Source organism: Streptomyces sp. NPDC025793, assembly GCF_055558375.1.
Window position 1 is genome coordinate 18,590 of sequence record NZ_JBVHMR010000034.1, and the last position, 20,603, is coordinate 39,192.

Annotated in this window: 14 protein-coding genes and 3 pseudogenes; 4 read left to right on the plus strand and 13 right to left on the minus strand. The window is 70.2% G+C overall.

Annotation, left to right across the window (positions count from 1 at the left end):
- Positions 1-68 precede the first annotated feature (68 nt).
- The 5 genes from ACZ4MF_RS38000 to ACZ4MF_RS38020 form a co-directional block, all read right to left on the minus strand.
- Positions 69-1,805, minus strand: coding sequence for an amylo-alpha-1,6-glucosidase (locus tag ACZ4MF_RS38000; protein WP_467497435.1), 1,737 nt, complete (start codon positions 1,803-1,805; stop codon positions 69-71).
- 79 nt (positions 1,806-1,884) lie between these two features.
- Entirely contained in the window at positions 1,885-2,709 is an 825-nt protein-coding gene (locus ACZ4MF_RS38005) for a carbohydrate ABC transporter permease (RefSeq protein ID WP_467497437.1), read from the minus strand.
- Complete coding sequence (locus ACZ4MF_RS38010) at positions 2,706-3,689, minus strand: carbohydrate ABC transporter permease (RefSeq protein WP_467497439.1); 984 nt, start codon at positions 3,687-3,689, stop codon at positions 2,706-2,708. The genes ACZ4MF_RS38005 and ACZ4MF_RS38010 overlap by 4 nt, the downstream gene beginning before the upstream one ends.
- A gap of 10 nt (positions 3,690-3,699) precedes the next feature.
- Positions 3,700-4,947 carry a sugar ABC transporter substrate-binding protein gene (locus ACZ4MF_RS38015; RefSeq protein ID WP_467497441.1) on the minus strand — a complete coding sequence of 416 codons (1,248 nt, stop codon included), beginning with the start codon at positions 4,945-4,947 and terminating at the stop codon, positions 3,700-3,702.
- A gap of 138 nt (positions 4,948-5,085) precedes the next feature.
- Positions 5,086-6,132: a LacI family DNA-binding transcriptional regulator gene (locus ACZ4MF_RS38020; RefSeq protein WP_467497443.1), complete on the minus strand. Its 1,047-nt coding sequence runs from the start codon at positions 6,130-6,132 to the stop codon at positions 5,086-5,088.
- Positions 6,133-6,459: 327 nt separating this feature from the next.
- Between ACZ4MF_RS38020 and ACZ4MF_RS38025 the strand changes: the two genes are divergently transcribed.
- Positions 6,460-10,119 carry a LamG-like jellyroll fold domain-containing protein gene (locus ACZ4MF_RS38025; RefSeq protein WP_467497445.1) on the plus strand — a complete coding sequence of 1,220 codons (3,660 nt, stop codon included), beginning with the start codon at positions 6,460-6,462 and terminating at the stop codon, positions 10,117-10,119.
- Positions 10,120-10,248: 129 nt separating this feature from the next.
- On the opposite strand, the gene ACZ4MF_RS38030 is transcribed toward ACZ4MF_RS38025, so the two are convergent.
- A complete protein-coding gene (locus ACZ4MF_RS38030) occupies positions 10,249-10,527 on the minus strand; it encodes a hypothetical protein (protein WP_467497447.1) in 279 nt (92 codons plus the stop codon).
- Positions 10,528-10,604: 77 nt separating this feature from the next.
- Between ACZ4MF_RS38030 and ACZ4MF_RS38035 the strand changes: the two genes are divergently transcribed.
- Both ACZ4MF_RS38035 and ACZ4MF_RS38040 read left to right on the plus strand, forming a co-directional pair.
- Positions 10,605-11,507: an expansin EXLX1 family cellulose-binding protein gene (locus ACZ4MF_RS38035; protein ID WP_467497448.1), complete on the plus strand. Its 903-nt coding sequence runs from the start codon at positions 10,605-10,607 to the stop codon at positions 11,505-11,507.
- A gap of 350 nt (positions 11,508-11,857) precedes the next feature.
- Positions 11,858-12,616 (plus strand): FadR/GntR family transcriptional regulator, encoded by a 759-nt coding sequence (locus ACZ4MF_RS38040; RefSeq protein WP_467497513.1) that lies wholly within the window; start codon positions 11,858-11,860, stop codon positions 12,614-12,616.
- 65 nt (positions 12,617-12,681) lie between these two features.
- Here ACZ4MF_RS38040 and ACZ4MF_RS38045 read toward each other — a convergent pair whose 3' ends face one another.
- Both ACZ4MF_RS38045 and ACZ4MF_RS38050 read right to left on the minus strand, forming a co-directional pair.
- Positions 12,682-13,182 (minus strand): universal stress protein, encoded by a 501-nt coding sequence (locus ACZ4MF_RS38045; protein ID WP_356024939.1) that lies wholly within the window; start codon positions 13,180-13,182, stop codon positions 12,682-12,684.
- Positions 13,183-13,187: 5 nt separating this feature from the next.
- The gene (locus tag ACZ4MF_RS38050) at positions 13,188-14,444 is read right to left on the minus strand and encodes an SLC13 family permease (RefSeq protein ID WP_467497450.1); all 1,257 of its coding nucleotides are present in this window, start codon (positions 14,442-14,444) and stop codon (positions 13,188-13,190) included.
- A 152-nt stretch (positions 14,445-14,596) separates the two neighbouring features.
- On the opposite strand from ACZ4MF_RS38050, the pseudogene ACZ4MF_RS38055 reads away from it, so the two are divergent.
- Positions 14,597-15,403 (plus strand): annotated as a pseudogene (locus tag ACZ4MF_RS38055) (AraC family transcriptional regulator ligand-binding domain-containing protein); the annotation flags it as partial.
- 8 nt (positions 15,404-15,411) lie between these two features.
- Here ACZ4MF_RS38055 and ACZ4MF_RS38060 read toward each other — a convergent pair.
- The 5 genes and pseudogenes from ACZ4MF_RS38060 to ACZ4MF_RS38080 form a co-directional block, all read right to left on the minus strand.
- Positions 15,412-16,499 (minus strand): annotated as a pseudogene (locus ACZ4MF_RS38060) (non-reducing end alpha-L-arabinofuranosidase family hydrolase); the annotation flags it as partial.
- A gap of 404 nt (positions 16,500-16,903) precedes the next feature.
- Positions 16,904-17,467 (minus strand): MBL fold metallo-hydrolase, encoded by a 564-nt coding sequence (locus tag ACZ4MF_RS38065; protein WP_467497452.1) that lies wholly within the window; start codon positions 17,465-17,467, stop codon positions 16,904-16,906.
- A gap of 144 nt (positions 17,468-17,611) precedes the next feature.
- Positions 17,612-18,397: an indole-3-glycerol phosphate synthase TrpC gene (gene trpC, locus ACZ4MF_RS38070; RefSeq protein WP_467497454.1), complete on the minus strand. Its 786-nt coding sequence runs from the start codon at positions 18,395-18,397 to the stop codon at positions 17,612-17,614.
- 713 nt (positions 18,398-19,110) lie between these two features.
- Positions 19,111-19,557 (minus strand): annotated as a pseudogene (locus ACZ4MF_RS38075) (FadR/GntR family transcriptional regulator); the annotation flags it as partial.
- Positions 19,550-20,590 (minus strand): aldo/keto reductase, encoded by a 1,041-nt coding sequence (locus ACZ4MF_RS38080; RefSeq protein ID WP_467497456.1) that lies wholly within the window; start codon positions 20,588-20,590, stop codon positions 19,550-19,552. The gene ACZ4MF_RS38080 and the pseudogene ACZ4MF_RS38075, both read right to left, overlap by 8 nt.
- Positions 20,591-20,603: the final 13 nt, after the last annotated feature.

Below are 20,603 nucleotides of genomic sequence, written 5' to 3' on the forward strand. Positions count from 1 at the left end.
CGGCTCCTGCATGAGTGTGCCGGCCCCCGGACGGTCCGGGGGCCATGGGGGGGGAGGGAGGCAGCCGGTCAGCGACTGTCTCGGTGTGCGTGTGCTTCGGCCAGCAGGAGATAGCTGCTGGCGGTCCAGGTGTAGGCGCGGTCGCGCAGGCCTGTGCCGGTGAGGGCGTCGAAGTTCTCGGCGAAGCCGTGGGTCTCGCACAGGGCACGGAAGCGGGCGCTGATGTCGTCCGCCAGCCGGTGGTGGCCCGCGCGGCGCAGACCGTCCTCGACGAGGACGGTGGCGGGGGCCCAGATCGGGCCGCGCCAGTAGCCGTCGGAGAGGTAGTGCGGTGAGGTGGTCAGTTCGGTGGCGAGGCCGTACGGGGTCAGATGGGCCTTGATGTGGTCGGCGAGCGCGCCGGCGACCTCGCCGGGCAGGTGCTCGCCCAGCACGATGGGCATCAGGTCGAGGAGGCTTGAGCTGCTCCAGGTGCCCCCGCCGGCGACGCCTTGGGCGACGAATCCGTCCCCGCTCCAGAGCTGCTCCAGCAGTGCCGCCTGGGTCTCCTCGGCCGCCCGCGTCCACCGGCGCGCCTCGTCCTGCCTGCCCAACTCGATGGCCAGTTCGGCGAGTTCATGCTGTTGGAGGACGAGGAAGGCGGCCAGGTCGGCGGTGACGACGACCCGCTCGGGGTCGAAGGTGGTGGCGTTGTCCCAGCCGCTGTCGTTGCCGTGCTGGTAGTGGGCCAGTTCGGCGCCGGGGGCCCGTCGTGCGGTGAGCCAGAAGTCGGTCCAGCGCTCCAACCGGCCGTACACCTCTGCCAGCTCGGTCGCGCAGGGAGGTGTCGGCAGACGGCGGCGCAGGTGGCCGAAGGCCCAGCCGTGGATGGGTGGCTTGACGAAGTTGTAGAGCACCTCGGAGTGGGTGACCGAGTCGGGCAGGGCGCCGCTGTCGTCCTGGTGGTCGAAGGGCAGTGCGAACTGGTCCAGGGCCAGTTCGGGACAACCGGGCGCCAGGGCAAGGGCGTTGAAGCAGTGGTCCCAGCTCCAGACCTTGTCCATCCAGTGCTTTGACATCAGCACGGCGGGTCGGGTGACCAGGCCGGTCGGTCGTACGGTCGCCGACCAGACGACGTAGGCGGCCAGCTCGGCGGCCGGGGTGGCGGACGAGCGCCAGGGGGCCACGGCCTCGACGAAGTCCCTGAACCCTCTCTTCGCGGCCTCCACGATCTCGTCGAAGGGCGCCGAGGACGCGTAGGGCGGACGAGAGGTGTCGAGTTCCTCGATCACCATCTCCCAGGTCCCGTCCGCCGCGGCGGTCACGGCGAGTCCGCGGTCGCCGCCGCCCAGGGCCTGGGTTCCGGTCGGGTCGGCGAGGGTGCCGGACAGCACGGTGACGCGGTACCGGCGTCCGGTCTCGTACGAGGTGAACACGTGCCCGTTCGCTGCCGGGTCGTGGAAGAAGTACGTTCCGCTGAACGGGGTCAGGGTCTGCGTGGCGGCGAGGACGCTGATGCCCAGGCCGCTCCCCCGCAGCCGCACGGTGTCCGGCGACTCGTAGGCGAGGCCGACGTGTCCGCCCTCGCCGGTCCAGCTGAGCAGGCCCGGTGTCGCCTCGACGCGGGCCGCGGCCCGCTCACCCGTCGCCGGGTCCAGCGGGACCAGGCGCAGGACGCCGTGCATGCCGTTCTGGTGCGAGACGAGGTGGAGGTCCTCGGCGTACGTCCTCTCCGCCACCACGGGCGAGATGTCGAACCAGGAGCCGTACGTGCTGAACGGTATGTCGCGGACGGAGAAGGCCGGGCCGGTAGGGGCGGCGGTCATGTGGTGTGACTCGTTTCTCGGGCAGGGGGAACCGGCCGGCTGGCGTGCAGCCGGAGCGGTCGTGACGGGAGGGAGGGGCTCAGTCCTTGACGGCGCCGGCGGTCACGCCGGCGGCGACGTAGCGCTGGGCGAGGACGAGGATCACGGCGGTCGGCAGCGAGGCCACGACGGCGGTCGCCATGATGGCGTTCCACTGCTGGTTGTTGTTGCCGATGTAGTGGTAGATGCCGAGCGTGATCGGCTCGTGGTCGCCGCCGCCCGCGAGGGTGCTGGCGAAGACGAAGTCGGACCAGGACCACAGGAAGGCGAACAAGGAGACCGTGACGACGGCGTTGCGGCTCATCGGCAGCACCACGGCCCAGAAGGTCCGCAGGGCCCTTGCGCCGTCCATCTGCGCGGCCTGGATCAGCTCGCCGGGGATACCGGACATGAACGCCGTGAAGATCAGGACGCCGAAGGGGACGGCCAGGGTGGAGTCGGCGACGATGAGGCCGGGTACGGACTGGAGCAGGCCGAGCTGGAGGTAGATGGCGTAGAAGCCCATCGCCATGATGATGCCGGGGATCATCTGGGCGGCCAGCAGCACGAAGCTCAGGATGCCGCCGCCGCGCGGGCGCAGCTTGGCCAGGGCGTAGCCGGCGGGCGCGGACAGGACGACGGTCAGGACGACGGTGCCCAGGCCGATGACGAGGCTGGTGCCGAGGTAGGGCAACTGCTCGTCGAGGACGGTGCGGTAGCCGGACAGGGTGGCGTGCACAGGGAGCAGATCGGGTGGGCTCTTGCGCATGTCCTGGTCGCGGGTCAAGGACACGTTCAGCATCCAGTACACCGGGAAGAGCATGAGCGCGGTCAGCAGGACACCGACGGTCGTCTTCCACCACGTTCGGCTGGTGCTCCGGTTCATGACAGCGCCTGCTTCCGCTGGACCCGGACGTAGACCAGGCCGAAGACGAGGGCGGCGACCACGAGCAGGTTGCCGACGGCCGCTCCCGGGCCGAAGGCGGGCAGGAGGTTGCCGAAACCGAGCTGGTAGGACCAGGTGGCGAAGGTGGTGGACGAGTCCGCGGGACCGCCCTTGGTCATGATCCAGATGATGTCGAAGACCTTGAGCGTGTAGACCAGCCCGAGCAGCAGGGTGATCGCGGACACCGAGCGCAGCAGCGGGAAGGTGACGCGCCGGAATCGCTGCCAGGCGTTCGCCCCGTCGAGGGCGGCGGCCTCGTACAGGTTCGCGGGGATGGACTGCAGGCCGCTGTAGAGCACGACCAGGTTGAACGGGACGCCGATCCAGATGTTCGCGATGATCACCGAGGTCAGCGACCAGGACGGTGAGGTCAGCCAGTTCACCGGCGCGATTCCGACGGTGCTCGCCAGGGCGTTGACGATGCCGGAGTCGCTGTTGAGCATCCACGACCAGGTGGAGGCAGAGACGATCAGCGGCAGCAGCCAGGGCACGAGGAACAGGGCGCGCAGGGTGGCCGACAGCCGGAAGTGCTGGTTGAAGAAGACCGCGAGGGCCAGGCCGATGGCGTACTGGAAGACCAGGCACACGGCGGTGAAGAGGGCCGTGTGGAGCAGGGCCGGGGCGAAGGTCGGGTCGTCGAAGACGGTCTGGTAGTTCCTCAGGCCCGTGAAGGGCGCGTTGCCGTGCACGAAGGAGCGCACGGTGTAGTGGCGCAGGCTGAGGTCGAGGTTGCGGTACAGCGGATAGGCGTAGAAGACGGCCAGATAGGCGGTCACCGGGGCGAGGAATCCCCAGGCGGCCCACTGCTGGGAAGTCGGACGGCGGCGTGTCCTGGTGCGGGCCGGGGGCGGGGCGGCGGTGGCCGCTCCGTCACGGACGCGCGCGGACCGGGGGTCCGGCGGATGGGTGGTCTGTTTCATCGGTCCCACCTCACTTGACCGCGTCCTGCGCCGAAGAGAGCGCGTCCTTGGGCGACTTGGATCCGCTGAGGGCGGACTGGACGGCCTTCCACATCTGCTCGGAGATCTTCGGGTACTTGGTGCCCAGGTCGTCGCTCGTGCGCCCCTTGGCCGACTTGACCGCCGCGACCCATGGCTTCAGCTCGGCGTTCGCCGCCACCTGTTTGTCCTGGACCTCGCTGCTGGGGGCCACGTAGGACAGGGCGGTGTCGGTGTCGTAGGCGTTGCCGTTGCTGGTCAGGCAGGTGGTGAGCTTCTGGGAGGTGGTGTAGCGGGCGGTGTCGTCCTGGACCGGGATGGTGACGAACTCGCCGCCGGTCGGGGCCGCCGCGTTGCCCCCCGTGGCGGCGGGAATGGGCAGCACCCCGTAATCGAGCCCGGCCTTCCTCGCATTGGCGAGCTGCCAGGTACCGTTCTCCGCGAAGGCGTAGTCGCCGCCGGCGAACTCCTGCCAGCTGGTGGTCTGGGTGTTGTTGAGCACCGAGTTGGGGGCGTATCCCTGCTTCAGCCAGTCCGTCCAGAGCGACAGGGCGGACACGGCCTGCGCGGAGTCGAGCCCGGTCAGCTTGGCGCCCGCGCCCCAGAACCACGGCAGGAACTGGAAACTGCCCTCCTCCGTACCGATCGCCGAGAACGTGACGCCCTTCTTGCCCGCCTTCTTGACCTTCGCCAACGCCGCCGTCAGCGACGTCCAGTCCTTGACCGAGGCGATGTCCACCCCGGCCTCCTTCAGCACCTTCTTGTTGTAGTAGAGGGCCAGGGTGTTGGCGCCGATCGGCGTGCCGTACGTCTTGCCGCCCGACTGGCCGGCCGCCAGCAGGTTGGGGTCCACCTTCGAGGTGTCCAGCCTGGTGGCCTCGGTCGTGGTGAGCACGCCCGCCTCGGCCAGGGTCGACACCACCGGGTTGTCCACGATGAGGACGTCCGGCGAGTTGCCCTGCTGCGCCGCCAGCAGCGTCTTGTTGCCCAGGTCGCTGGTGTCGAAGGCGGTCCGCTTGATCTTCACCCCGGCCTCGGTGCCGCACCGGTCCAGCAGCTTCGCCCAGGCCGAGCCCTTGTCGAACTGGGGGTACGGGTCCCAGACGGTGTACGTGCCGCTGCCGGCACCCTTGGCGTCCGTGCTGCCCGAACCGGATGAACAGGCGGTGACACTGACGGCCACGGCCAGGGCGGTCAGGGCTGCGGCGGTCAGACGACGCTGTCTGGAGGAGTGGTTCATCGTGAGTCCTTTGTTCTGAGCATGACAGTATCGGGGCCACGGGGTGACGAGGAGAGACGGGCACGGCGAACGGCACCGTTGACCGGTTCGAGCGCCCGATGGTGTGACGAGGGTCGAAAGGGGGTTACGTGGGCGCGGTCAGGGCATCGTGCCGGACGCCGCGTCCGCGGTGGGCGGGACTCCCGCGGGCCCGGTGCTGGCTCGCAGAGAGATCGGCGGCGTGAGGAGATGGTGCCGGGGCGGTGCGTCGGGATGGTCGAGCCGCTCCACCAGCAGGTCGACGGCGCGCCGACCCATCTCCGCCGCCGGTACGTCCGCCGCGGAGAGCTGCGGGGTCACCGTCTCCGCCCACCGGCCGGCCACCACCCCGGTGACGGAGAAGTCGCGCGGCACATGGCGGCCCGCCCGGGCGAGCCCCCGGTAGAGGCCGCCCAGAGCGGCCTCGTTCAGCGTGACCAGGGCCGTGGTGGCCGGGTCGTCGCGCAGGATCCGCTCCACGCATGCCTGCCCCGACGCGGCGTCGTCCCCGCAGCAGTACGTCCGCACCGTCAGCCCGCGCTCGGCCGCGGCCTTGGTGAAGCCGTCCAGGCCGCGGTGCGCGGACTCGTACCCGGCCCGCAGCAGCTGCTCGGGACGGTTGACGAAGGCGACCCGGCGGTGGCCCAGATCCGCCAGGTGGTGCACGCACGCCGCCGCCAGCGCGGTGTGGTCGAGGCCCACCCACCAGCCGTCCTCCGGGTGGGCGGTACGGCCGATGGCGACGGAGGGGAAGTCCAGCGCGGCCAGGTGATCGACCCGGTCGTCCTCCAGCCTGATCTCCATCAGGATCGCGCCGTCGACCCGCCGCTCGCCCAGCAGCCGCTGGAAGGAGCGGTCGCTGTCCACACCGCTCGGGGACAGCAGCACGTCGTAGTCGTAGGCCGCCGCGGCCTCCACCACACTGCCGATGAAGTCCAGCTGCATCCCCGTGTAGTGGTTCCCGGCCGGCGGGAAGACCAGACCGATCGTGCTGGTCCGGCCATTGGCCAGCGCGCGGGCACTGGCGCTGGGCCGGTAGCCCAGCTCGTCGACGACCTGCTGGATCTTCCGGCGGGTCTCCTCCGACACCGGGCGCTTGCCGCTGAGCGCGTACGACACGGTGCTCCGCGAGACACCGGCCCGCTTGGCGATCTCACCGATGTTCACGGGAACTCCTTGCTCGAACCGGTTCGCTGCTCCGGGAGGAACATAGCGCCGGGCGCCTGAGGCTGGGAACGGTGAAGAGGCGATCTCCGGATCGTCGAACCGGTTCGCATGAAGTGAAGGTAGGAATCGCGCGTAGGGCCTGTCAACACCCCCGACACAATCCGGTAATCCCGGGTCGGAGTCGGATCGGGAGCCGGTAGATCGCGTCGAGGGGATTGCTGGCCCGGTTGCCCGGTGCTAGCTTCGCCGAACCGGTTCGACGAGGTGTGGCGTAGATGATCTGTCGGTTCGACGTATACCGGTACTGAAGGATTGAGGACGCGATCCATGCATTCCGCTGACGGATCCGCCCGGTGCCGCGCACCGGGCGCCGTGACACCGACTCCCGGCGCGGGCCTGCCGGCCGCCCCGGCCGTCCCCGCAAAGGCGGCCGAGGCGCCCCAGCCCGCCGCCCACTACACCTTCGACCAGGGCGATCTCGCCTCCGGCGAGATCGCCGACACTTCCGGCAACGGCCTCACGGCGACCCTGGTCAACGCCTCCACAGCCCGGTCCGTCGCGGGCACGGACGGTGGCAAGGCGCTGGCCCTGCCCGGCGGAGCACTCACCTCCGACGGCGCGTACGTCCTACTGCCCCCCGAAATCCTGGACAACGCAAGCGACTTGACGGTCTCCGTCCGTGTGAAGTGGGGCGGCGACAAGTCGCCCTGGCAGCGGATCTTCGACCTGGGTACCGACACCACCCGGTACCTGTTCACGACGCCGTACGACGGCAGTGTGCTGTGCACCGCGGTGACCACAGGCGGAGGGGGCGCGCAGGCGCAGGTCTGCGGTCACGCGCCGCTCCCTGCCGACGGTTGGCGGACGCTCACCGTCACCCTCGACACCGCCGCCCGGCGAATCACCACCTACCTCGACGGTGTGGCGGTCTCCTCCGCCGAGACGATGGTCAAGGCCAAGGACCTGCTCGGCAGTTCGGCCACCACCGCCGGCTGCATCGGCAGGTCCTTCCACCAGGACCCCCTGTTCCAGGGGGCGATCGACGACTTCACCGTGTGGCACGCGGCGCTCAGCCCCGAGCAGGTCGCCGGCATGGTCGGCAACGTGCCGATCCTCCAGCAGCTCTCGCAGGTGTCCTTCGACGCCCGTACGACGACCGGGACGGCCCCGTCGCTCCCCGCCCCGATCCGCTCCTCCTTCTGCGACGGCCACGACCGCGACACACCGATCACCTGGGACGCCGTTCCGCCCGGGGAGTACGCCCGCCCCGGCAGGTTCGCCGTTGCCGGAACGGCGGCCGGGCGCGCCGTGAAGGCGACCGTCACCGTGGTCCGCGAGGGCGAACTGACCGTCGGCCTGCACTCGGACACCGGCGCGTTCCACGGCGGCGCCTCCGGCACCCTCTACGGCGTGTACGGGCCGGGCGTCCCCACCGGCAACCTCATCGAGGGCATGGGCCTGCGTACGGTCTCGACGAAGGCGCAGGACGGCCCGCAGCACCCCGGTGCCGACGCGCTGGAGGTGGTGAAACCGCTGGCCGACTCCACCGACGGCGACGTGTACATCTACATGACCGACATCCACCGCGGCTTCCCGTACGAGTGGCCGGGCGCCACCCCGCAGGAAAAGCTCAACCTCTACAAGGAGAAGCTGACCAAGCAGGTCGACCAGGTCCTGCGACTGCCGGAGCCGTACCAGGACAACATCGTCTTCGTGCCGTTCAACGAACCCGAGGGCAACATGTTCGGCACCGGTGAATGGAGCTACGACAAGGTCAGCTGGCTCGACGACGCGAATGCCTACTTCGCAGCATGGGACGACATCTACAAGCTCATCAAGGGCAAGATGCCCGGCGCCCGCATCGCCGGGCCCAACACCAGCGTCCTGTACGACCAGGTGAAGAGCTTCCTCACGCATGCCCTGGCGTCCGGCACCCTCCCGGACGTCATCACCTGGCACGAGCTGAGCCACCCGGAGGCGGTGCGCCGGAGCGTCGCCACGTACCGGGCGTGGGAGAGGGAACTGTTCAAGGGCACCGCCAAGGAGGGAACCCGGCTCCCGGTCAACATCAACGAGTACGCCTTCAACTACCACACCTCCGTCCCCGGCCAGATGATCCAGTGGATGTCCGCGATCGAGGAGTCCAAGGTGGATGCCGACATCGCGTACTGGAACGTCGACGGCAACCTCTCCGACTCCGCTGTGCAGTCGAACCGGGGGAACGGCCAGTGGTGGCTGCTGCACTCGTACGCCTCGATGAGCGGACACACGGTCAAGGTGACCCCTCCGTTCCCGGGCGAGAACTACACCATGCAGGGTGTCGCCACGCTGGACGAGACGAAGCGACAGGCCCGGCTGATCTTCGGCGGCTCCACCGGCAAGGGCCACATCACGTTCGCGGGCGTCCCGGACAAGGTCTTCGGGGACCGCGTGCACGCCTGGGTGAGGGAGATCGAGTGGAGCGGCCAGATCGGCGACAACTCCGGCCCGAAGCTGCTCGCGGAGACGAACCTGCGGGTCGGTGACGACGGCACGGTCCTCGTCGAGTTCGGCGAGGGCGGGCTGCCGGCGCTGAAGGAGTCCTCGGCGTACGAGATCGTCCTCAGCCCCGCCGGGAAGGCGAAGAGCACGCAGTCACCGCCCGTGCGATGGAAGGGGGCGTACGCGGCGGAGGACGCCGCCCACACCGGGTCCGGCTACTCGAAGAACGGCCCGGAGGGGTCGCCGCGCGACGTGTCGAAGTTCTACACCTCCGGCGGCTACGACGTGGGCGGCCTGCGCACCGGCTCGGACCTCACGCTCGACTTCACGGTGGACGTACCCGAGGACGGCACCTACGACCTCAGCGTCTTCGCCAACTCCCTCAACACCTGCGACGAGGTGCGGGAGCAGGGCCCCACCAACGTCTTCCTGCGGGTGGACGGCAAGGCGGACAGCGAGCAGGAGCTTCATCTGCCGCTCGGCTACAAGTGGGTGGTGTGGGACCACACCGGCACCGAGGTCCACCTCACCAAGGGCGAGCACGTCCTGACACTCGCTGCGAAGAGCGCCGACGGCACCCGCGCCACCAAGGGCGACGCCGTCATCGACCGCCTCATCCTGTCATTGCCCGAGGCTTCGGCCGCCACGCAGGTGTACGAGGGCGAACTGGCCTGGCTGGGCGACGGCGCGCAACCCGTCTACGGCCTGTCGGAACACGCCACGCTCCCCGCCACCGGCTCGGGCGCGGCCCGGCTCCCGGAGAAGGCAACCGCCACGTTCTGGGTCTACTCACCCGCCGATCGCGAGGCCACCCTCAAGGTCGACACCCTGGGCGGCTCGGACGCCCGGCTCGCCGTCAACGGTCATGATGTCCTGCGTCTGGACAAGGCCGGCGACAGCGTGGCGGTCTCCCTGTCCGGTGGCCTCAACAAGGTGATGGTGACGGGAGGTTCGTCCACCACCCTCGTCGACCGCCTCACGGTCACACCCACCGAGGGCACCCTCAAAGCACGTACGTACACGGCTCAGGACGCCAAGCTCACCGGCTCGGCCACGCTCACCCCGCTCTCGCTGGCCACCGACGGCACGGCGATCACCGGCATCGGCGGCGACCCGGGCAACGGCAACACGGCGACGTTCACCATCGCCGCGGACCGGGCCGGCCTGCACGCACTGCGCATCCGCTACTCCAACGCCGAGCAGTCCGAGGCCACCCACTACAACCCGGACCCACTCGCCCGCCACGCCGACCTCACCGTCAACGGCGGTGACAGGCAGCGCGTGAGCTTCCCGCACAGCTTCCATCAGAACAACTTCTGGGAGCTGACCGTCCCGGTGAAGCTCAAGAAGGGACAGAACACGATCACCTTCCGCTCCGAGGAACTCCCGAACTTCGACGGCACCACCTACGCCTCCGACACCTTCCCCGGCGTCCTGCTCCGCTCCCGCTACACACCGCTGATCGACCGGATCACCGTCGCCCCGTTCGCGCGACAGGTGCGATGAGGTGATCACCACCGGCGACACGGTGACACGCAGGGAGCGCGGGTGGGCCAGGACTCGCTGTCGAGGGCTTGGCGGGCGGCAGGGCCTGCCGCGGTGAGAGGGCCGGTGTTTCGCGCGCCCTCGATGGGGTCAGCCTCCCGATCGGATCAGTCGGACCGCGTCAAGCAGGGTCTTGTGGGCGGCCGTCGAGTCGTCCAGGTAGCCGGCTGCCACCGCGCCGTCGTAGAGCATCAGCAGTGCACCGGCGGCCGACTTGGGGTCGGTGTGGCCGAGCCGGGTGAGCAGGTCCTGGAAGAGGGTGCGGATCCAGTCCCGGTGAGCCGTCACCAGGCCGCGGACCGGGTGGGTGGCGTCCGGGTACTCGGCGGCAACCTTTTCGCTGCCTGCGGCCACTGGACGGTGCACCATCGATTCGATCTTCCGAACGGACGGACATGAAGACACCGAGGCAGGCCGCGCGGCAGCGCAGGCACAGACAGAGGCTGATGCTGGGCACCACAGTGGGGCTGACCGCCGCGGGCGTTCTCGCCTACCTGCTCATGGGGCTGCTTCCCGACCGCAAGGCGGATGCGGCGCCTGCCGCGGCCACTTCCGCCACCACCGCCCAGGTGAGAGCCGGCAACACGGCCGACGAGGACACCCCGTCCACGTCGGCGACCGCGACCGGCACCACGACGCCGACGGCTGGTGCGAGCACCACGGCAGCACGACCATCGGCCAAGGCCACCCCGCGGCCCCCGCGGACGGCGTCCACCGAGGCCGCAGCACCGTCGACGGGACGGATCCGCCCCGGGGCCACCTACCGAGGGGTCGCCACCGCCTACGAGGCCGGCGACGGAAACGGCGCCTGTCTGTTCGGCCCGAGCAGCGACCTCATGATCGCCGCGATGAACACCACCGACTACGAGACATCCAGGGCGTGCGGCGCGTACGTGCGCGTCCGCACCGACAACGGCGCCTCCATCACGGTCCGGATCACCAACGAATGCCCGGCTCCCTGTGCACCTGGTCAACTCGACCTCAGCCAGCAGGCGTTCGCCAAGCTCGCCCCACTCGAAGTCGGCCGGATACCGATCACCTGGAGCCTGCAGAGCCCCAGCACGTCCGACACGATCTCCGTCCGGTACAAGACCGGCTCCAGCCCCTACTGGTGCGCTGTCCAGGCGATCGGCCACCGCAATCCGGTCGCGCGGCTGGAGGTCCGCATCGGCAACGGCTGGCGGCAGCTGCCCCGCACCGACTACAACTACTTCGTCTCCGCCGACGGTCGCGGCTGCGGCAGCGCGATCAGACTCACGGACATCTACGGAGAGCAGCTGACCATCAGCGGGATAGCGATACGGCCGAACGTCGTGCAACCGACCCAGGTCCAGTTCGCCCGGCACTGATCCCGCCACCCACGTCCGATCCGTCATCCCGGTGACAGCCCGGCCCCTGGTCCCGGACCGGGGCCGGGGCCGACTACCGGGAGGCTCCGCCTGCGCGGGTCGCGCGCCCGGCAGATCGCCCGGGTCCGCGCGGAGCACGGGACGAGCCTGCCCGCCGCGGCCATGGCCGTCCCCGGCACGCATCCCAGTATCATCAACGTCACCCTGGGCATGCGAAACCTCGAACAGGTCGAGCGGAACGCGGAGCTTCACCATCGGCCCGTTCCCGACGGTCTGTGGGCCGGCCTTCGCGCTCGGGGCCTGACCAGGGCGGACGTGCCGGCGCGTGCCGGTCGCGGGAGGAGTGCATGGTGTCTTTGACCGACAAGGCCATCGAGCACATCCGTGAGCTGATCCGCAGCGGCGCGTTGCCTCCGGGCTCGAAGCTGCCGCCGGAGGCCGACCTCGCAGCCCAGCTGGGTCTGTCCCGCAACCTCGCCCGTGAGGCCGTGAAGGCACTGGCCGTCGCACGCGTGCTGGACGTCCGGCGAGGCGACGGAACGTACGTGACCAGTCTGGAGCCCAGTCTGCTGTTCGAGGGCCTCGGCGGAGCCGTGGAACTCCTCCAGAGCGACTCGGCCGCACTGCTGGACCTGATGGAGGTCCGCAGGCTGCTGGAGCCGGCGGCCACCGCGCTGGCCGCCACCCGGATCTCCGACGAGCAACTGGCCGAGGTCAAGCACCATCTGGACGCCATGCGCGAGGCCCGCGACGACGTCGAGCAGCTCAACGCCCACGACGCGGCCTTCCACCGGGCCGTGATCTCCGCGACGGGCAACGACTCGCTGCTCACGCTCCTCGAAGGCATATCGGGCCGTACGCTGCGTGCCCGGATCTGGCGCGGCCTGGTCGACGACCAGGCCGCGGGCCGCACACTCGCCGAACACGAGTCGATCTTCACGGCCCTCTCCACCCGCGACGCCTTCCTGAGCCAGGCCGCCGCACTCCTGCACGTCCACAACACCGAGCAGTGGCTGAGGGAACACCTGCACTCCTCGGAGTCACCGGTCACCGGTTCAGCGGGGCGTCGACGGGGTGCTCCGGCGAAGCCCCGCCACCGGGAGGGGTGAGGAGCTCCCAGGCGCGGCCTCCCTGCGGACCTGCTGCCAAGCCATGCGGTGCCGGGTTCCTGCCGCTATCGGTGGTGCGGCGGGTGGGGTGGCGGGGCCGGGATGGTGTCGATGCCGGGTGCGGGCTCGGGCCACACCAGCAGGACAGGGCACGGGGCGTGGTCGACGATGAACCGGCCGGCATGCCCGAGGCTGCGCGGCCCGAGATGGGTGCGGTCACCGTCGCGGGCGAGGATGAGCAGGTCGGCGCCCTCGGCCGCGGCGACGACCTCCCGCTCGACGCGGCCGGTCCGCTCGACGCGGGCGCACGGGCGGCCCAGACGCTGTGCGGCCTCGGCCAGGAATGTCTCGGCGGAGGCAGCGGCCAGCTGCTCCACCTGCGTGCCGGGGTCGCGTTCACCATGGCCGCGGCCGAGCAGACCGGCGAAGGCTCCGTGCGCCGCGCCCGGGACGTCGGCCGGGGTGACGTGGAGCAGCACGATGTCGGCGTCGTCGGGCGCGTGGGCGCGGGCGGCGTCGATGCCGGCGGGCCAGGTGCCCTCGGTGATCCAGGCGATGACTTTCATGACGGTCAGCCTCCGATGAGGGTGAGCGAGGTCCACAGTGCCACCACCGACAGTCCCAGGGCGGCAGGCACGGTGAACACACCGAGCCGGGTGAACTCGCCGAGTTCGACGTCACTGTCGTGTTCGTGCACGATGCGCCGCCACAGCAGCGTGGCCAGGGAGCCGGCGTAGGTGAGGTTCGGGCCGATGTTCACGCCCAGCAGGACTGCCAGGACCGCGCCTGGCCCGGACGGGGCGGTCAGCGGCAGCAGCACCAGCACGGCGGGCAGGTTGTTGATGAGGTTGGCCAGCACGGCGGCCAGGGCTGCGATGCCGAACAACGCCGCCAGTCCGGTGCCGCCCGGGATCAGGTGTCCCAGCCCCGCCGCCAGCCCGTTGTCGACGACCGCGCGGACCACCAGTCCCAGGGCCAGGACGAAGGCGAGGAACGGCACCGCAGCGGCCCGCAGGATGGCGGTGGGCGTGGTACGGCGCTGGGCCAGAGCCCGCACGGCGAGCACGAGGGCGCCGGCGAAGGCCGCCCACGCGGGGTTGACGTCCACCATGGACGTGAGGACGAACCCGGCCAGCGTGCAGGCCACTGTGACCAGGGCGAACACCGGCAGTTCGCGTTGCCCGGGGGTGCGCGCGGCCTGAGCGCCTGCATCCAGGTCGGTGGCGAAGAACCGGCGGAAGACCACGTACTCGGTGGCGATGGCCACCAGCCAGGGCAAGGCCATCAGGGCGGCGAAGCGCGTGAAGCTCAGCCCGCTGGCGGCCAACGCGAGCAGGTTGGTGAGGTTGGAGACCGGCAGCAGCAGCGACGCGGTGTTCGACAGATGGGTGCAGGCGTAGACGTGCGGTTTCGGCCGGGCGCCGAGCCGGGCGGCGGTGGCGAACACCACCGGCGTCAGCAACACGATCGTGGCGTCCAGGCTGAGCACCGCGGTGATCACCGACGCGGCTGCGAACACCTGCACCAGCAGGCGGCGCGGGCTCCCCGCCGCGCTACCGGCCATCCACGCCCCGCACGCGTGGAACAGTCCTTCGTCGTCACACAGCTGGGCAAGGACCAGGACGGCCGCGAGGAACCCGATCACCGGCCCGAGCCGCTCCGCCTCCTCACGGGCGTGTCCCAGCGAAAGCGCCCCGGTGGCGATCACCACGCCCGCAGCCGGGACGGCGACCACCGCCTCCGGCCACCCGAACGGGCGAACGACGGCGCACGCCAGCACCGCCAGCAGCAGAACGACGGAGACGGCCTCCGCCACGGATGAGTTCACCACTTGATCTTCCCCTGCCCGCGACCGCCCGCGCGACCTGGCACGGGCGGGGCCGCCTGGTGGGCAGCGTACGGCAGCGGACGTCCCCGCGGATGGCGTCGGCCCCCTTCTGCTGTGTGCGCAGCGAGCGACGCCCGGTCACAAGGAACGCCATGTCCGACGGTCCCGCCCCTGCGCAGTCGCCGGGAACCAGCCGCAGCACCTCGGCGACCGTCCCGCCGAACGTATGCTGGACGAGACGATCACGGGCTCGGCGGAGCTGCGGGTCTCCTACCGTCAGGGCAGTGCCGTGGTCCGGCGTGCGCTGGAGCTCACCGGTGACGCTCACCTGGGCCTGCGGGTGGGTGCCGCGCAACACCTGACCTCCTGGGGCCTCCTGGGGTTCACCCAGATGGCCGCGGCGACGCTGCGGGAGGCCATCGAGACGGGCGTGCGCTTCCAGAACCTGGCCGGGGCGATGGTGATGTGGTCGGCAGGGCAGGGGGAAGCCGGCTACGCGCTGCGGGCCTGCCCGGTCCCGCCTTCGATCCGGCGGTCGCGGTCTTCCTGGCCGAGGAGGCGTTCGCCGGCGTCGTCGCCCTCACACGGCTGAGTTCCGGGGAGGAGTTCGCCCCGCAGAGCGTCGAGTTCGCCTTTCCCGCCCCCCGCGACAGCGGTCCGTTCACCGCATTGCTCCGCTGCCCGGTCCGGTTCGACGCCGCGGAAAACCACCTGGTGTTCCCCACGGCATGGGCCGGGCGGCCGATGCCAGGCCGCGACCAGGTCACCTACGCCGCCGTCAGAGCCTGCCCGACGTGCCGTCCTTCGTCGAGCAGGCCCGACGGCACGCTTCCAGCGAGCGGGGCGAGCACCTGCTGCGCCGCCCCGGGCCGACCCTGCGTGACATCGCCCGGCAGGCGGGCTTCTCCGACGTGCGAGCGCTGCGGCGGGCTGTGCACCGCCGGCACGGGGTGACCCCCCGCGCTGCTGACTTCTCAGCACCACCGAACCCTGACTGCTTCCAGCCGCCGAAACCGAGGCGGCGAGCCCGTATTCGGTGGCGTTCGCCAACCGCACCGCCTCCTCCTCGGTGAGCACGTCGCCGCCCGCCGGGGCCCGGCTGATCACAGTGGGCGGGTGGTAGGCACCGCGCGGCGGCAGACCGTGCGGCAGCACGGCGGTGTGGATGTGAGCTCCTGCGGAGCGGGCCGCGTCCACCGCCACCGCGGCCCGGCCGTTGCTGCCGGCGACCTTGTACACGTTGGTCGCCTCGAACAGGTTGTTCTTGGTGTCCGGCATCACCATCTGCGTGTTCCCGAAACCGTTCGAGAAGTTCGCCAGGCTGGTCTCGGCACGGTAGAGGTGGCCGTTGTCGTCGCTGAAGAACAGGTGACAGTTTGCCGAGTCGCAGATGACCCAGAAGTCGATCCAGGTGCCGTTGCCCTAGTTCTGAGTGACGATCGGCGGCTCCTGGTCGATGAAGGTGCGCGGCGCGGACCACGACTTCGGGTCGGCGGGGTCGGTGCTGGTGGAGTAGGTGGGCGCAGGGGTCTGGTAGACCATCTACCACAGGTTCTGCGGCGCGAAGCAGAACACCTGGGGCGCGGCCCGGTAGCCCGGTCCCATCGGCGACTGGTCCAGGTACGAGGTCGGTGCCGACGCCGCCTGTGACCAGTCACTGAACCTGAACTGCTCCAGCCCGTAACCGTGGTTCGGGCCCACGGCCGAGGCGTAGACCACCCACTGGCCGTTGTTGCGGATCACCGGGAAGTCCTTGATGGCCACGGTGCTGTGCTGTGCGTCCGGCTTCGGGCCCGCCAGGACACCGCTGGAGGACCACCGGAACGTCGACGGCAGTGCGCCGCCGCTGCCGTTGCCGACGCGGACGAGTTGCCCCTGCTGGTTGGCCCCGCCCCAGTCGGTGAACTGCACGCCTTTGGCACCGTCCGCGGTCGAGCCGTTGTCCACCTCGACCGCCTTACCGCTGTTGCGGTTGATCAGACGGACGTAACCGTCCGACGAATCCGCCGGCCGGAACTGCTGATTGGCACCGTTAGCGTCGCTCCACTGCGCGATGTCCGCATGGTCGGCAGTAGTTGAGCACGTCCAGCACCTTGCCGGTGAGCTGGCGCTACCCCGACTGCTACGACGTCACCGGCACCAACCGCCCGCCCAGCACGTGGGGTTACACCACCGATCCCGCGTACAAGGAAAACGCGCGGATCGTGAGGGCCTGGTGCGCGAGCACCAGCCCGACCGGGATGATGGGACGGCGCATCACAGTGCCCCGCCCCGCGCCAGGCCGGGTTCGCGCTCACGCACAGCGGCCGGCATCGGAGTCGCGACAGGCCGGCAATACGCCCGTCACGGATACGCCCTCCCCCTTGGTCCCCCCCTGGGTCGATACCAGTACGGGAAGGAGGAGGGCGGGACGGCGACAGCCGATGGTCAACGGCTGGGCGGCGAAGGTGCGGCGCGGGCTAGAGGGGCGTCGACTCCGACGGCACGAACGGTGCCCCGTGTCCCGGCACGATCAGTGCCGGGCCGAGGGCCAGGACCTTCTCCCTGGCCGCCCGCAGCTGCTCGCGGTCGGGCGCGAAGGGGTCGTCGGCCGGCCCCTCGGCGGTCCACCACAGATGGGTCAGGACCACCAAGCCCTCGGTGGCCGTGACCAGGGTGCTGACGTCCTCGGCGGTATGGCCGGGGGTCGTCATGAGCGTGATCGACGGCGACAGCCGGTATCCGTCGGCATCGCGGTCCTCCCAGATGTCGTTCTGGTAGATCGCCATGTGGTCGTGGAAGCGGGCCTGGGGGAACAGGGCCGCGTTCAGCGTGTGGTCCGGGTGGTGGTGGCTGAAGATCACGTCGGTGACGTCTGCGGGGTTCAGTCCGTGCTCCGCGAGCGGGTCCAGGATGAGTCGGCGGTCCGCGACCATGCCGGGATCGACGACCGCGACCGTCTCGCCGTCGACGAGCAGGGTGACGGTGCCCGCTACCCGCGTGTCGGCGTAACCGGTGGTCAGGACGTGGAAGGCAGCGGTCATGAGGGGGCTCCTCGGATGATGGGTGGGTGCGAACGGCTGAGGGCGACCCCGGCCTCCACCGCACCCGGAGCTGGAGGTGGAGGCGAATCGGTCTCGTATCCCGGTGGCGTTTTCCAGGCGTGCCGCTGACCGGGCCGCACGCCGTTACGCCCCGGCCGCCTCGATGAACTCGCGCACGGCAGTGCGCGGGTCCCCCGAGCGGACCAGTGCCTCGCCGACCAGCACCACGTCGGCTCCCCAGCCGCGGTACTCCGCCACATCCCTGGGGCCCGTCACTCCGGATTCCGCGACCTTGACGGTGCCTTCCGGAATGGCCGTCACGAGCTCGGCGAACACCTTGCGATCCACGTCCAGCGTGGTCAGGTCCCGCGCGTTGATGCCGAGGAGCTCGGCTCCCGCAGCGACGGCGCGCCGCACCTCGTCGGCCGTGTGCGCCTCCACCAGCGGCGTGAGACCCAACTCCTTGCACAGCCCCATCAGATCGGCGAGCTGACCGTCGTCCAGCGACACGACCATGAGAAGCGCAAGATCGGCGCCGTGCGCGCGGGCCTCCCACAACTGATAGGGATCGACGATGAAATCCTTGCGCAGGACGGGCACGTCGACCCGGGCACGCACGGCGTCCAGATCGGCGAGAGAGCCGCCGAAACGCCTGCGCTCGGTGAGCACGCTGATCGCAGCTGCACCGCCGGCCGCGTACTGGGCCGCGAGGGAGGCGGGGTCGGGGATGTCCGCCAGCGCCCCCTTGCTGGGACTCTTTCGCTTCACCTCGGCGATGACGGACACCCCCGGCGCCCGGAAACCGGGCAGCGGGTCGAGCGCGGGTGCCGCGTCCGCCGCCCGGGAGCGCAGCTCCGCCAACGGCGTCGCATGCTTACGCTCTTCCAAGTCCTGGCGAACTCCCTCAAGGATCCCGTCCAGAACGCTCATCGTCATCTCCCTGTCGAATCGTCTGCGGCTTCGGACGTCCCCCGGTTTGGGTGAGGCCGTGCATCACCCACATCCACGTCGTACTCGAAGAAGTTTATTTGGGATTGATCACGGCTTGCGTACCGGCTTGCCACGGGGCGCGGAAGTTGAACTTCTCGCGGATGACCTGTGAAGTGGCAATACGGACGGGACGGGCCGAAGCGAGGTCGTATGTCTGTTTCGCTGCCCACCGGGGGGGCGGACGGCCACCGATGTCAGGAGCGTTCGTCGGTACAGCGGGCCGCCCTCGAACCCTTCAGAGGTGCCGCCGAAGGCATCTGGCATCTGCTCGCTCCTCACCCGGCGGCTCGTCCCGGCCGCCGTCGCCCGGCATGTTGAGTGATTAACGCCTTAACCGCAAGCCGTGACAGGGCGTTGGGGGGCACATGACGAACTCCGCCGCCCACGCAGGTCGGTCGCGATGATCCAGTACCGGATCCCGTCGGGGGGGGGAAGAGCACCAGGGCGGGGTCGCGTACTCCGCGCGTGCCGACAAGACGCGACAGTCGTCGGGAAGCTACGACATGGATGGCCAGTGATCTCGTCCGTGCATCCGACACCGGAGAACGGCACCGTGCGGACAGGGTGAGCGCAGGCGAACGCGGGCATGGCCAGACGGCGCCCGCACGTCACTTCCCCGCTGCCGCCCCGAAGGGGAGGGGTTCGCCCGAGGGGAGAGTCTCGTTGCCCGTGGCCGAGACGACGGCGCGGTGAAAGGCGGCATCGTGGGCGTTGAGCCGTTCGACGTCGTCGCGAGCCACACGCATGGCGTCCAAGTGCCGCTCCACCTCGGCCAGTTGCCCATCGGTAATGCGCGCCGCGGCAAGGGCCGTGGCCATCGATTCGAGGAGTCGCCGTACCTCCATGAGGTCCTGCAGGGCGACCGAGTCGCCCTGCAGCATCTCCACCGCACCGCCGAGCCCCTCCAAGAGCAGACTCGGCTGCAGGCCGGTGACATAGGTGCCGTCGCCGCGCCTGTCCTCCAGGACCCGCGCCACGGCCAGTGCCTTGACCGCTTCGCGGGCAAGGTTGCGGGACAGGCCCAGCTGCGCAGCCAGGTCCACCTCCGGTGGGAGTTTCGAACCGGGAGGCAGCGCACCGGTCCGGATCAGCTCACGGATCTACTCGATGGCCTTGTCCGTCAGAGGCATCGCACATCCCTCCCCCACTGTGCCCCGCGAGGACGTCCGACCTGATCAACCCCTGCGCGCGCAGATCGTCCCAGAGGCCCTCCGGGACGCGCTGACCATGGAGTTCCACGTTTCGTCCGACCTGTGCCGGAGTCCGCATGCCGAGGGTGACGTTGACGATACTGGGATGCGTGTGCGGGAAGGCGATCGCGGCGGCGGGCAGGCTGGTCCCGTGCGCCTCGCAGACCTCGGCGATCGCCCGGGCGCGGACGACCAGAGCCGGCGGGGCGTCCTGATAGTCGTACTTCATGCCCTCGGCGGGCCGGTCACGGGAGAGCAGTCCCGAGTTGAACACGCCCACCGCCACCACGCTCTTGCCGAGTTCCCGCGCGGCGGGCAGGACGTCGTCCAGCGCCGACTGGTCCAGGAGCGTGTAGCGGCCGGCGAGCATCACCACGTCGGCGGCCGTCTCGCGCAGGAAGCGGGCGAGCATCGCCGACTGGTTCATGCCGGCGCCGATCGCTCCGATCACACCCTGGTCCCGCAGTTCGGCGAGCGTGGGCATGGCCTCCCGGGCGGCCTGCGGCCAGTGGTCGTCCGGATCGTGCAGGTAGACGACGTCCAGCCGGTCCAGGCCGGTGCGCTCCAGTGTGTCCTCGACGGAGCGGAGTACGCCGTCGCGGCTGAAGTCCCACTGCCGGCGCAGATCGTCCCGTACGACGAAGCCTTCGGTGTCGACGCCACGTGGCTCCTCGTTGGGCACGAGCAGCCTGCCCACCTTGGAGGAGATGACGTACTCGTCGCGGGGGCGACCTCGCAGGGCGGCGCCCAGGCGGCGCTCGGAGAGGCCGAGGCCGTAGTGCGGTGCGGTGTCGAAATACCTCAGGCCGGCCTCCCAGGCGGCATCGACGGCGGCGGTCGCGTCGGCGGCCGGGGTGACGCGGTAGAGGTTGCCGATCACAGATGCCCCGAAGCCGAGCTCGGTGAGTGAGACGGACGTGTTCTGGATCTTCCTCTGGTGCAAGACGTGCTCCTGG